The 13,289-nt window shown below is 69.5% G+C and carries 10 protein-coding genes; 2 read left to right on the top strand and 8 right to left on the bottom strand.

Annotated elements, in window-relative coordinates; genetic code table 11:
- Positions 1-14: 14 nt before the first annotated feature.
- The 5 genes from ACQP03_RS20850 to ACQP03_RS20870 form a co-directional block, all read right to left on the bottom strand.
- Complete coding sequence (locus ACQP03_RS20850) at positions 15-899, bottom strand: carbohydrate ABC transporter permease (RefSeq protein WP_363660522.1); 885 nt, start codon at positions 897-899, stop codon at positions 15-17.
- On the bottom strand, positions 900-1,841 hold the full coding sequence (locus tag ACQP03_RS20855; protein WP_357125127.1) for a carbohydrate ABC transporter permease: 942 nt from the start codon (positions 1,839-1,841) through the stop codon (positions 900-902).
- A gap of 80 nt (positions 1,842-1,921) precedes the next feature.
- Positions 1,922-3,262, bottom strand: coding sequence for an ABC transporter substrate-binding protein (locus ACQP03_RS20860; protein WP_357392600.1), 1,341 nt, complete (start codon positions 3,260-3,262; stop codon positions 1,922-1,924).
- 105 nt (positions 3,263-3,367) lie between these two features.
- A complete protein-coding gene (locus ACQP03_RS20865; RefSeq protein ID WP_357169017.1) occupies positions 3,368-5,542 on the bottom strand; it encodes an alpha/beta hydrolase in 2,175 nt (724 codons plus the stop codon).
- Positions 5,543-5,625: 83 nt separating this feature from the next.
- Positions 5,626-6,648: a LacI family DNA-binding transcriptional regulator gene (locus ACQP03_RS20870; protein ID WP_357125118.1), complete on the bottom strand. Its 1,023-nt coding sequence runs from the start codon at positions 6,646-6,648 to the stop codon at positions 5,626-5,628.
- A 487-nt stretch (positions 6,649-7,135) separates the two neighbouring features.
- On the opposite strand from ACQP03_RS20870, the gene ACQP03_RS20875 reads away from it, so the two are divergent.
- Entirely contained in the window at positions 7,136-8,659 is a 1,524-nt protein-coding gene (locus ACQP03_RS20875) for an alpha-N-arabinofuranosidase (RefSeq protein WP_357125116.1), read from the top strand.
- 242 nt (positions 8,660-8,901) lie between these two features.
- Here ACQP03_RS20875 and ACQP03_RS20880 read toward each other — a convergent pair whose 3' ends face one another.
- Together ACQP03_RS20880 and ACQP03_RS20885 are read right to left on the bottom strand one after the other, a co-directional pair.
- On the bottom strand, positions 8,902-10,419 hold the full coding sequence (locus ACQP03_RS20880; protein WP_357392601.1) for an aldehyde dehydrogenase family protein: 1,518 nt from the start codon (positions 10,417-10,419) through the stop codon (positions 8,902-8,904).
- Positions 10,416-11,642: a fumarylacetoacetate hydrolase family protein gene (locus tag ACQP03_RS20885; RefSeq protein ID WP_357125110.1), complete on the bottom strand. Its 1,227-nt coding sequence runs from the start codon at positions 11,640-11,642 to the stop codon at positions 10,416-10,418. Before ACQP03_RS20885 ends, ACQP03_RS20880 begins: the two co-directional genes overlap by 4 nt.
- 119 nt (positions 11,643-11,761) lie before the next feature.
- Here ACQP03_RS20885 and ACQP03_RS20890 point away from each other — a divergent pair, with 119 nt between their 5' ends.
- The gene (locus tag ACQP03_RS20890) at positions 11,762-12,607 is read left to right on the top strand and encodes an IclR family transcriptional regulator (protein ID WP_357125107.1); all 846 of its coding nucleotides are present in this window, start codon (positions 11,762-11,764) and stop codon (positions 12,605-12,607) included.
- Between the two features lie 45 nt (positions 12,608-12,652).
- Here the strand turns inward: ACQP03_RS20890 and ACQP03_RS20895 are convergent, their stop codons facing one another.
- On the bottom strand, positions 12,653-13,276 hold the full coding sequence (locus ACQP03_RS20895) for a TetR/AcrR family transcriptional regulator (protein ID WP_357125104.1): 624 nt from the start codon (positions 13,274-13,276) through the stop codon (positions 12,653-12,655).
- Between the last annotated feature and the right edge of the window lie 13 nt (positions 13,277-13,289).

Here is a 13,289-nt window from a genome sequence, read left to right on the forward strand (position 1 = left end):
TCGCTCGGCGCGACCTAGCGAAGGCCTCCGACGGACAGGCCGCCGCGCCAGTGCCGTTGGAGGCTGAAGAACGCGATGACCAGTGGGATCACGGACACCAGTGAGCCCAGGATGATGAGGCTCCACAGCGAGGTGCCGCCCGAGTTGTTCGCCGAGGCGATCCCCTGCCAGAGGCCGAGACCGACGGTCACCGGGAAGAGCCGGTTGTCCGAGAGCATGGCCAGCGGCAGGAAGTAGTTGTTCCAGGACGCCACGGCGGACAGCAGCAGCACGGTGACCACCGCGGGACGCATCAGCGGAAGCGCGATCTGCAGGAACGTGCGCACCTCCCCCGCGCCGTCCACGCGCGCCGCGTCGAGCAGCTCGTCCGGCACCGCGTCGCGCGCGTACACGTGCATCAGGTAGACGCCGAACGGGTTGAGCAGCGACGGCAGGATCACCGCCCAGACGGTGTTCGTCAGGCCGAGCCGGGAGAACATGATGAAGGTCGGGATGACCAGGGCGGTGGCTGGCACCATGAGCGCGCCCAGCACGACGGCGAAGCTGAAGCGCCGCGCGGCGAACCGGTACTTGGCGAACCCGTAGCCGGCCATCACCGCCAGGACCGTGGCGCCGACTCCGCCGGCGATGGCGTACAGCGTGGAGTTGAGGATCCACCGCAGGTAGATGCCACCGTCGTAGGTGAAGAGCTGCCGGAGGTTGCCGACGTAGTCGATCTGGTCGGAGAACCACAGGGTGTTGCCGCCTCCGAACAGGCCCGGCGCGTTCTTGGAGCTGTTGACGATGACCCACCAGAACGGGACCAGGAAGTAGATCACCAGGAAGCCGAGGAGGATCTGCAGGGGAAGGTAGCGCTGCGGCCGGCGGACGCCGGCGCGGACGCTGGTGTGGTCGGCCATCTAGAGGAAGCTCCTCCGCTTGCGGGTGAAGAACAGGAAGGCGTACACGCAGATGAAGACGATGCCGCCGAGCGCGAACGAGATCGCCGACCCGTAGTTGAAGTTGGCCAGCGAGAACGCCTGCTGGTACGCGTACATGTTGGGGGTGAAGTCGGCCCCGATCGTGCCCGCGGCGAGGTAACGCAGGATCTGCGGCTCGTTGAAGAACTGCAGGGTGCCGATGAGCGAGAAGACCAGGATCAGGATCAGCGCGGGCGCGATCAGCGGGATCTTGATACGCGTCGCGATCTGCCACCGTCCGGCGCCGTCCATCCGGGCGGCCTCGTAGAGCGTCGGGTCGACGCCCTGCAACGCCGCGTACAGGATGATCATGTAGTAGCCGGCCCACTGCCAGGTGACGACGTTGAGCAGGCCGTAGAAGATCAGGTCGCTGCCCAGGAAGTCGGGCGCGGTGGCGCCGAACAGCCCGAAGATGTCGGTGAGCGGGCCGAAGCCCTTGCTGTAGAGGAACCCCCACATCACGGCCCCGATGACGGTGGGGATCGCGTACGGAAGAAAGATCATGAGGCGGGAGAAGCGCGCGAACAGCGTCGTCACGGCGTCCAGGATGAGAGCCATCACGAGCGCCAGGACGATCTGCAGCGGGATCGAGACGAGCGAGAAGCGGATGACGAACCAGGCTCCGGACAGGAAGCTCGGGTCGGTGAACGCCTTCACGTAGTTGTCGAAGAGGACGAAACTGGTGCCGCCGATCAGCTTCTTCTGAAAGAGGCTGAGGTACAGCGCGTACGCCAACGGCGCGATGAGGAACGCCAGGAAGACGATCGCGAAGGGCCCGACGAAGAGCCACCCCATCAGGTGCTCGCGGAGGTGCACCTTGCCACGGATCTTGCGCGTCTCGCTCGGCGGACGCGGTGTGCGCTTCTCGGTCAGGACTGTCATCTGTGGTCTCCGAAGGGCGTGGACGCGGGGGGTCGTGGGTGGGCCGGCCGGCCACCGCCGGCGCGACCCACCCGGAGCGGTCACTGAACGGTGAAGCCCTGCTCCTTGGCGTACTTCGCCACGTCGTCCTGGAGCTTGTCGGCAGCCTGGGAGCCGGTGGTCGAGCCCTTGATGACCTCGCTGATCTGCTTCGTCATGGCGTCCAGGTAGTACTGGCCGAAGGGCGCGTAGGACACCCCCTTGTAGGCCTCGGCGGCGGGCAGGTAGACCTCCTTGTTCGCCTGCTGGCCGCTGAAGAACGCCACCTTCAGGTCGACGAACGCGGGATCCTTCAGCGCGGTGAGGTTCAGCGGGAAGATGATCTGGTTGGTCCAGCCGTCGGTGAGCGACTCCTTGTCGGCGTAGAGCCCGTAGGCGACCTTCGCCGCCAGCTCCGGCTTCTTCGCCTGCTTGGTCACCGAGAAGGCCGACCCACCCCAGTTCACCTGCACCGGGTTGGCCGAATCCCACTGCGGCAGTGGCGCGACCGCGAACTTGCCGGTGTCCTGGCCCTTACCGACGCCCGCCCCGGTGAGGTAGCCCGGCGCCCACGCCGCCGAGATGTACGTCGCGTAGTTTCCGTTGATCACACCGGAGATGTACTCCGGGGTGAACTGGTCCTGCGTACCGACCAGGCCCTTCTTGGCGAGGCCACCCCAGTAGTCCAGCACGTCCTTGGACGCCTGGTCGTTGAGCTTCACCCCGATCGACTTCGGCTGGGCCGGATCGAAGGTGAAGGGCGACGCGCCCTTCTGGATCTGCAGCGCCATCATCACGGCCGGCACGTTCGCGCCGAGGTCCCCGAACAACGGGCCGCCGGCGTCCTTGACCTTCTGCGCGGCCTGCTCGTACTCGGCCCAGGTCTTCGGCGGGGTGATCTGGTACTTGTCGAAGATGTCCTTGCGGTAGATCATGCCCATCGGGCCACCGTCGACCGGGACGCCGTAGACCGCGTCGCCCACCGACACGTCCTTCCAGGCGCCCTCGCCGTAGTTGGCCTTGACCGCGTCGTAGCCGTACTGCTTGATGTCGACGAGCGCGCCCTGGATCTGGAAGGTCGGGATCCGGTCCGCCTCGACCATGATCACGTCGGGCGCCCCGGTGCCCGCCGAGATGGCCGTCTGGAACTTGTCGTACTCGTCGCCGCCCTGACCGACGTTGGTCCAGCAGACCTGCACGTCGTCGTGCAGCTTGTTGAAGTTGTCGACGACGAGCTGGGTGTTGGGGTACCAGCCCCACATCGTCACGACCGGCACGTTCTGCTTGGTGATGGTGTTCGTGCAGTTGCTCGCGTCGCTGCCGCCGTCGTCCGAGGAGCAGGCGACCAGGCCACTCCCGGCCGCGAGCATGGCCACCGTGGCGAGTATGCGTCTTCTCTTCATTGAGATGGTTCCCTTCAAAGGTGGCGGTGCACGGACATCCATGCGCCAGCGGCGCCACCGGAGGCGCTGGGACCCGGCTCCCGGTGGCGTCGCCTGGGCAGGCTCCTAGCGCTTGAACAGACGGGGCGCCAGGTCGATGAGGTTCTTCTGCCACACGTCCCAGCCGTGCGGTCCGGGGGTGACCCCGTCGAACTCGTAGCGGATACCGAGGGCGTCCATCGTGGTCAGCGAGGCCATGAAGCTCGGGTACACGAAGTCGGTCTGGTCACCGACGTAGAGGCGCAGCATCCTGGTGCCGTTGTTGATGGCCGCGACGTCGACGCCGGTGCCGCTGCCGAAGCCGGCCGAGAACGCCGCGACGTAGGCGAACTGGCCCGGATAGGCCTTCAGCACACCGAACGCCTGCCCGCCGCCCATCGACAGCCCGGCGAGGGCCTGCTGGGAGGGGTCGCTGGAGACGTGGTACCGGGACCGGGCCGCCGGCACGATGTTCTCCAACAACTCCCGGTTGAAGTTCGACGAGTTGCCGTTGCCCATCACGACGACCATGGGTGTCAGGTCCCCGTCGAGGAACTGGTGGTCGAGGATCTGCTTGGCCCGGCCCATCTCGACCCAGTCCGTGTAGTTCTGCCCGCCACCGTGTTGGAGGTAGAGGACGGGATAGGGCTGTGCTCGCTGCGGGTCGTACCCGGGCGGGGTCCAGACCAGCGCGGTGCGGTCCTGGCCGGCCACCGTGCTGGTGTAGGTCATGCTCTCGACCGTGCCGCCCTGGCCCGCCGGCACGTCGGTCAGCAGTCGGGCCGCAGGACCCGGGACGAGGAAGGTGCTCCACATCGGCTCCGTGGTCACCCTCGTCGGGTTGGAGACGTCCTTGAACGGCACCCGGTCGACGATCAGGCGGTAGTAGTAGAACCAGGGCTTCAGCGGCCCCACGGTCGCCCGCCACCGGTCGCCGTCACGCGTCAGCGGCACGCGCAGCCAACTGCCGCCCGGCGCGATGTTGGCCCACACGGTGACGTGCTGGGCGTCCGCGAAGTCGGTGGTGGTCTCGAAGGTGACGAACCCGTCCGCGGTGACGAAGGGCGTCGGGGTGGTGCCGGCCGGCGGAGGCGAGAACTCGCCCGTGAACCGGCCGTGGCCCGGGCTCGGCCCGTGGTCCGCCACGTGCCGGAACAGCCGTGGCACGAAGTCGACGAGGTTCTCCTGCCAGGTGGTCCAGTTCCCGCCGCCGTCCGGGTTGACCCCGTCGAACTCGAACCGGACGTCGGCCCGGTCCAGCGCCTTCGTCAGCCGGTAGGTGGTGTTGTAGGCCGGGTCGGTCACGTTCCCGGTGTAGAGGCGCAGCAGCTTGAGGTGGTTGAGCGCCGTGGCGTCCCGGCGGTCGATCGTCGGGGTCGACGTGCCCGAGAACCAGCCGACAGAGCCGAACTGGCCGGGCTTGGCGAGGGCCGCGCGGACCGCCCGCGCCGCGCCGTCGGTGACACCGGCGATGGCCTGGTGGGCCGGATCGCGAAGGACCCGGTAGTTGTCGCCGACCGCCTTGCGGAGATCCTTCAACTCCCGGTCGTCCGTGCTGTCGGCGATCACCACGACCATCGGCTGCATCGCGCCCGCCGCCGAGAGGTTGTCGAGGATCTGCTTCGTGCGACCGAGGTCGAGCCAGTCGGTGGCGGCCACGCCGCCCCCCGACTCCAGGAAGAGCGTCGGATAGCCCTTCGGCTTCTTCGCCGCGTACCCGGGTGGCGTCCAGACCAGGGCCGAGCGCTGCTCGGCGCGAACCCGGTAGGTCAGCGTCCCGACCGTGCCGCCGCTGCCGGCGGGCGCGTCGGCCAGCCAGCGCGCCGACTCGCCGGCGACCAGGAAGGTGCTCAGGAGCGGGTCGGACGCCACTCCCGCGCTGTTGGTCGGATCCTTGATGGTCTTGTTGTCGTCGGCGGTCACCTGGTAGCGGTACAGCCCGGGCGTCAGCGCGCCGAGCACCCCGGACCACACGTCACCGCGGCGGGTCAGACCGAACTCCGCCCAGGTGGCGGACGGGCCGAAGTTGCCCTCGACGACCACCTGCGAGACGGTGCCGAGGCGCTCCTGGACGTACGCGGCCGGCACGCTGAACGAGGCGTAGCGGTCCGGGGAGACGTCCAGCCACGGCGTGTCCGCCGCCGCTGCCGGTTGCGGCGCGAGCAGGGCCGCCGCCAGGGCGACGACTCCGGCGCTGAACACCGCCGCGAGCCGGCGTACGCCGAGGCGGCGTCGGCGCCCGTGATAATGTTCGGTTGTCACGCTCCACTCCTTTCCTGTGCCGGCAGCGGATGCGACCCGCTGACCAGCTCAACCCATCGGTGGATCTCGCCGTGCGGTAGCGCTCACCTCCTTCGGTCCCTCGCCGGTGCTGCGGTCGAGCCACGGACCACGAGGTTGGTCGGCAGGACTATCTGGTGCGGCTCGTCCCACTCGCCGGTCACCAGTGACTTGAGCATTCGCGCGGCTTCGTACCCGAGCTGGTACATCGACTGGTCGACCGTGGTCAGACCCGGAACGGTCGACGCCGACTCGGGGATGTTGTCGAAGCCGACGACGGACAGGTCCTGCGGGACGGAGAGCCCCAGTTCCCTGGCGACCTCAAGGACCTTAAGCGCCATCCCGTCGCTCGCCGCGAAGATCGCCGACGGCCGGTCCGCCCGTTGCAACAGGGCGCGCGCCAACGGAACGGCCGACTCGGGATTGAAGTCCCCCCGGCCGATCAACGTCGGGTCGACCGGGATACCGGCGGCGACGAGCGCCGCCCGGTAGCCCTCCTCCCGGGACCATGCCGAGGCGAGGCTGTCGCGACCGGCGATGAAGCCGACGCGTCGGTGGCCCAGGTCGAGCAGATGCTCGACAGCGGTGGTGGCGCCGGCGAGGTTGTCGGCCATGACCGAGGGCGCCGTCGCGCCGCGCACCGGGTCGATGGCCACGACCGGCGTACGGCTGCGCATCTCACCCCAGGGCGTGACGACGATGCACCCGTCGGTGAGGGTGCCCGACAGGCGGGTCAGGTGCCGCTGCTCCCAACCCTCCGAGTAGGACCCGTAGAGGTCGCTGTTGGCGTAGATGATGAGGTCGAAGCCGGAGCGGCTGAGCGCCTTCATGACCCCCTTGAGCACCTCTGCCGTGTACGACTGGAAGCTGTGCGCCACGAGGCCGAGGACGTTGGTGCGGCTGCGCCGCAGGCTCGAGGCCACCAGGCTCGACTCGTAGCCGAGCTGTTCGATGGCGGTGCGGACCTGAGCGATCGTGCGGGCGCTGACGCCGTAGTGCCCGTTGACGACGCGCGAAACGGTGGCGGTGGAAACGCCGGCGATCCGGGCGACATCACTCATTGTTACCGGCGCATTGGCTTCGATCATGCCGCTCTCTCTGGACTGCAATCGTTATCGGTTACGTTTCCAGGATGTTGCCAACGTAACCGACCACGATTGCGAACACAAGACCTCTTCATCCCCGCGCGAGAGCCGGCAGCGGGTCCTAACGGGATTGTGCAAGGTGGACTTCCCGGGGTGCAAAGCCGCGCCATTTCGCGCACGCGATCTACCCATCGACAACGGGACGGCACGCTCTGTCAGGCGCCATTCCGGAACGCGGTGTTCCCTCCGGGGAGCATGATCGGTAACGTTTACATCGATCGCGAACGTAATCGATGATCATGGCGATGTCCAGAGCTCGCACCGACCCACCACCCCCGGGTCCCCGGCGCCGCGACACGGATCCCGACGTCGGAGGCCTCCTCCGAGAGGAGCCCGCCCTGAACACCCACCTCGACGCAGCGCCGCACCCACTCCCCCACCGCGCCGCCTCGCCCGTCCAGCCTCGTCCGGGCCAGCCGGGACGGCTGTCGTGAACACCGCACGCCTGCTCCTGGACCCGCGGCGACGTGTCGCACCGGTGCCGCGCCGGATCTTCGGCTCGTTCGTGGAGCACCTGGGCCGCTGTGTCTACGGCGGAATCTACGAGCCCGACCACCCCAGCGCCGACGCGGACGGCTTCCGGGGCGACGTCCTCGCGCTCGTCCGCGAGCTGGGCGTCACGACGGTCCGCTACCCGGGCGGCAACTTCGTCTCCTCCTACCGCTGGGAGGACGGCGTCGGCCCGGTCGAGAAACGACCGGCCCGGCTCGACCTCGCCTGGCACAGCCTGGAGACCAACGCCTTCGGGCTGGACGAGTTCATGCGCTGGGTCGGCAAGGCGGGCGTCGATCCCATCATGGCGGTGAACCTCGGCACCCGGGGCACCGCCGAGGCTGTCGACCTGCTGGAATACGCCAACCACCGGGCGGGGAGCCACCTCGCCGACCAGCGCCGCGACAACGGCGCCGCAGACCCGTACGGGATCCGGCTGTGGTGCCTGGGCAACGAGATGGACGGCCCGTGGCAGGTGGGCCAGCGAAGCGCGACCGAGTACGGGCGACTCGCGGCGCAGACCGCGAAGGCGATGCGCCGCTTCGATCCCGACCTCGAACTGGTCGCCTGCGGCTCGTCCCATCTCGGCATGCCGACCTTCGGGAGCTGGGAGCGCGACGTGCTGACCGAGGCGTACGACGACGTCGACCTGATCTCGCTGCACGCCTACTACCAGCCGGTCGACGATGACCTGCCCAGCTTCCTCGCCTCGGCCGAGGACATGGACAGGTACATCGACGCCGTCACGGCCATCGCGGACTCGGTGGGCGCGATCCGCCGGTCCACCAGGAAGATCATGATCGCGTTCGACGAGTGGAACGTGTGGTACCAGTCGGCCGCGCCGTCCACCCCGCCCAGCGGCGAGGACTGGCCGGTCGCGCCGCCGCTGCTGGAGGACCACTACAGCGTGGCCGACGCCGTCGTCGTCGGTGGCCTGCTCATCAGCCTGCTGCGGCACAGCGACCGGGTGACCGCGGCGTGCCAGGCCCAACTGGTCAACGTCATCGCGCCGATCATGACCGAACCGGGAGGCTCGGCCTGGCGGCAGACCATCTTCCACCCGTTCGCCCGCACGGCCCGGCACGCCCGGGGGGTCGTGCTGGACGTACTGCGCGACGGCAGCACCACGACCACCGACCGCTACGGCGTCATCGACGCGGTCGACGCGGTCTCCACCTGGGACGACACCGCCGCCGAGATGACCGTGTTCCTCGTCAACCGGGTCGTCGACACCCCCGCCGAGGTGACCGTCGACCTCGCCGGCGCCCAGGTGGGCGAGATCATCGAATGCGTCACCGTGGGCGGCGCCGACCTCGATGCCAAGAACACGGCCGACGGCCCGGACCACGCCGAGCCGCGCCCCAACGACACGGTCCAGGCGAGCGACCTCGGCGTCCGCCTGACTCTCGCGCCCGCGTCGTGGACCATGCTGCGGCTGCACGTCACCGACGTGACCCCGTAGCACACCCCGGCCGCGCAGCCCCGGCTTTCACCAGGGGGTGCGCGGCCGGGGATTCCCCACCACGGGGAGTACGGAGAATCGCGTCGACGGTCCGGCCAGGACCGACACAATTGCGGCCGAGGAAAACGCGGTGAGCGCCTGTCGAATTGGCGTGCGGAATCTCGGTCCGCTCTATTTCGCGACGGAATCCACGCGTCAGCGGCGGGTGTCGTAAGAATGCACCCGAGAGACCGTCGACGCAATTATTCGACCGCTGGCGTCAACCTCCCGTCGATCCGCCGCACAATCGCGGTGTACTCGTCGCGCAACTCCTCGGGAAGCACCCAGGCCGGCGCGTCCTGCCATGCCAGCGGCCGGAGGAACCGTCGGATCGACGTCGCGCCCACCGACGTGTGCACGGCGTTCGTCGACGGCCAGGGCCCACCGTGGTGCTGGGCCCAGGACACCCGGACACCGGTGGGATAGCCGTCGAAGACGATGCGACCCGCGCGGGCGGAGAGCACGTCGACCAACCCACGGACCACGTCGGCGTCGTCCTGCGGGCCACGGTGGACGGAGCCGGTCAGCGACGGCGGGACGGCGTGCAGCGCGGCGTCGAGGTCGGCGGTGTCGTCGTACCGGATGACGATCATGAGCGGCCCGAAACACTCGTCGGCGATCTCGGCGGTCAGCCCCGGCAGGTCGACCTCCAGAAGCCTCGGCGCGACGGCGAAGCCCGCGCCGTTCTCGACCCGCGGCTGCGCCGAGACGCGGACGCCGGCCCGCTCGAACTCGGCCGCCCGGATCTCGTACGCGTCCCGGATGCGCTCGTTGAGCAGGATCGCGCCGCCGGAGCCGGCGACCCTCTCGCGCAGACCGTCGACGAGCTGGTCACCGCCCCGACCGGCCGGCACGAACGCCAGGCCCGGCTTGGTGCAGAGCTGGCCGCCGGAGGCGGTGAAGGAGGCGAACAGTCCCTCGGCGATCCCCTCGGCCCGGTCGGCGGCCGCGCCCGGCAGCACGACGATCGGGTTCACGCTGCTCAGTTCGGCGTACAGGGGAATGGGATCGGGTCGCTCGTCGATGGCCGCCTGGATGGCACGGGCGGCGTTGACCGAGCCCGTGAGGGCGGCCGCACGGATCGCGGGGTGCCGCACCAGCCAGCGACCGGCCCGCTCCCCGTAGACGACGCCGATGACGCCATCGGGCCCGCCGAGGTCGCGGACGGCCGCCTCGATCGCGGCGGCGGACGCGTGCGAGGTCAGCGGATGCGACGGATGGGCCTTCAGGACCGTGGGGCAGCCGGCGGCGAGCGCGGCGGCCGTGTCCCCGCCCGCGACCGAGAAGGCGAACGGGAAGTTGCTGGCGCCGAAGACGGCGACCGGCCCGAGGGGTACGAGCATCCGCCGCACGTCCGGACCGGGTCCGAGTGGGGTGTCGGCGGCGTGGTCGATGGCGGCCTCGACGTACGCGCCGTCGCGGAGCACGTCGCCGAACATCCGGAACTGGACCGCGGCCCGGGTGAGCTCGGAGTCCAGCCGCGCGTGGGCCAGCCCGGTCTCCGCCTCGGCGGCCGCGACCAGGTCCTTCCGACGGGATTCCAGGGACGCGGCGATGGCGTCCAGCAGCTCCGCCCGGCCGTGCCTTCCCAGGTCGGCCAACCAGCGCGTCGCCCGGGACGCCTGGCCGGCGACCACGTCCACCCCTGACTCGTCGGTCTCGGTGAGATCCGTCGCGCGGCGCTGGCCGTCGCGCGGATCGACCGTGCTGACCACGTTCACAGCAGTCCCCTCCTTGCCAGATTGCCCATGAGGTCGCGGATGCCGAAGTGCCAGGGCTCGCACTCCTGGGCGTGCCGCACCCGGTTGACCAGGGTGCCGAGCGCCGGGCAGCTGATCCGTACCACGTCGTCGACCTGGTGGGTGAAGCCCTCACCGGGGCTACCCCGGTCCTGGATGGGCGCGAACATGGTGCCGAGCATCAGGGCCGCGCCGTCGGGATAGTGGTGGTGCGGGCCGATGAGCTGCCGCACCAGGTCCTCCGGGTCGCGCGACATCCGCGTCATCTCCGATACCGCCTCGAGCCGGAAGTCGTCCGCGCCGTGGACTTCCAGGCGGACCTCGAGTTCGCGCACCCGTTCCAGGCCGAACCGGTCGTCGAAGAGCCGGATCAGGGGACCCAGGGCGCAGGAGGCGTTGTTGTCCTTCGCCAGGGGAAGCAGCAGCGCCGAGCGGCCCTCGATGTCGCGCAGGTTCACGTCGTTGCCCAGGGTGGCGCCGACGATCCGGCCGCTGGACTGGACGATGAGCGTGATCTCGGGTTCCGGGTTGTTCCAGGTCGACGCGGCGAGCACGCCCACGTCGACGGCGGTGCCGACGGCGGAGAGGATCTGCCCCTTGGTGAAGATCTCGGCGTCCGGACCGATCCCCACCTCCAGGTACTGGCTCCACATGCCCTCGGCGACCAGCAGGCTCTTGAGTCGATCGGCCTCGGCCGAGCCCGGTTCCAGGTGGTGCAGGTCGACGCCGATGTCGGCGAACATCCGTTGCCGGATGTCCGCCGCGAGCGCCAGGTCGCCGCGGGCCCGCTCCTCGATGACGCGCTCGATCATCGAGATGGGAAAGGTCACGCCGGCGGCCTTGAGCGCGTGCAGGTCGACCGGGGTCAGCAGCCAGGGCCGGTCGCGGTCGCGGGTCGTGACCGCCGTGTTGGCCAGGATCTCCCCGAAGTCCCCCACCCGCGCCCCGTCGAGCCCGACCACGGTCGCGGCGGGGTCGGGCAGCTCGCAGATGTCCCGGACGGTCGCAAACCGGTGGCTCAGGTCGAGGACCTCACCGTCGCGGACGACCACGGGTGTGGGGCCGCTGACGGACGGATCCCAGATCCGGCCAATCAGGACGCTGCCCGCGTCGTCCGGCAACGCCTCGGCGGCGGTGCCGACCCAGTCCTCGCGTCGGGGTTCGTCGGCGGTCCCGGAACGCGAGGGCCTGTCGGTCGTCGTCAATTCGTCGCCCCGGCGAAGCCGATCCGAGCGCACCACTTACCCATCGTCGCTCCACCGTTACAAGTCGGAGTCAAGCTCATAAATTGCAACGATCGTAGCGACATGTGCAACGTTGTCAAGTGGCGGTTGCGCATCGCGTCATCTACATTGCACATGATGCAACGGAAGCGGCGACGCCGCGCCGTGCGAGGGGAGACACAGCCTTGGCGCAATCGATCCGCCGCGCGATCGACCTCATCCGTCGATCGGCCGAACGTCCGCTGTCCCTGACGGAGGCCGCGGACGTGCTCGGCGTGCACAAGTCGACCGCCCTACGGATTCTGCACACCCTGGAGTCCGCGCGCTTCGTGCGCCGTACCGGCGCGGGCGCCTACGTGCTCGGCAGCGGGCTGATCGAGCTGGCGGACCTCGCGCTCGGCTCGATGGACCTGCGCCAGCCGGCCGCCGCGCACCTGCGTGCGCTACAACGCGAGACCGGCCACACCGTGCACCTCGCACAGCAGACCGGCGACGAGATCATCTATATCGACAAGGTGGACAGCCCGGCGTTCGACGCCGTCAAGCTCCCCTCCCGGGTCGGGCGCGCGGTGTCGATCTACGCGAGCGCCGTCGGCAAGACCATCCTGGCGTACCTGCCCCCTGAGGATCGCGAACGGCTGCTCTCGCACGTCGTCTTCGAGAGGTTCACCGACACCACCTTCGCCGACCGCGGCGCGCTCGACGCCGAACTCGCCGCCATTCAGGAACGCGGCTGGGCCGTGGACAACGGTGAGCACGACACCTACGTGATGTGCGTGGCCGCACCGATCAGGGATTCCCGAGGGCAGGTCATCGCCGCCGTCTCGATCACCGCGATCGAGGTCATCGCGAGCCTCGACGAACTGCGGAGCAATCTGCCGCTGCTGCTGGAGACCGCCGACCAGATCTCGTACGAGATCGGCTACCCGCGGCCCTCCGCGACCTGACCGCGCCCCCGCCGTCCGGTGTCGCCACTGCGGAGGCGGCCCACCTCAGGGTAGGTCGCTGAGCGTGGACCGGACCTCGGCGGCGAAGAGGCCCGCCGGGTCGAACGGCATGCCGGTGAAGTGCCCGGCGACCTCCAGGCTGATCACCCCGTGCACTCGGGTCCAGAAGGTCAGCGACCGGCGCATCGACTGATCTTCACCCGCGTGCGCGAAGGCATCTCGCACCGGGGCGAAGATGCGGCGGGCGAGTTCGGTGGCCTCGGCCGGAGCGGCGTAGCCCGGCACCGGTGTCCCGTACAGCAGTAGGTAGCGGTGCGGATCGCTTCGGGCCCAGTCACGGATCACCGTGGCGATCGCGGTCAGCCGGTCGCGTGGGGTCGCGCCGGCGCCGGCCGCGGCCTCGACCACGTGTGCCAGGTCGCGGTAGGCGGCAAGGATCAACTCGGTGAGCAGGTCGTCGCGACTGGCGAAGTACCGGTAGAGAGCCGGTGCGGTCATCCCCATCTGCTTGGCGATGGCCTTGAGCGACAGCCCCGCCGCGCCGGCCTCGGCGAGTTGCTTCCACGCGTGTGCGCGTACCTCGGCCTGCACCTGCCGCCGATAGCGCTCGCGCGGCCCGACAAGCGACTCCGCCGACTGCTCACCGGCCGTACGGGTCTGGTCCGCCATGCCATACCTCCCC

This window comes from Micromonospora sp. CA-248212, assembly GCF_050948405.1.
Taxonomy (GTDB): domain Bacteria; phylum Actinomycetota; class Actinomycetes; order Mycobacteriales; family Micromonosporaceae; genus Micromonospora.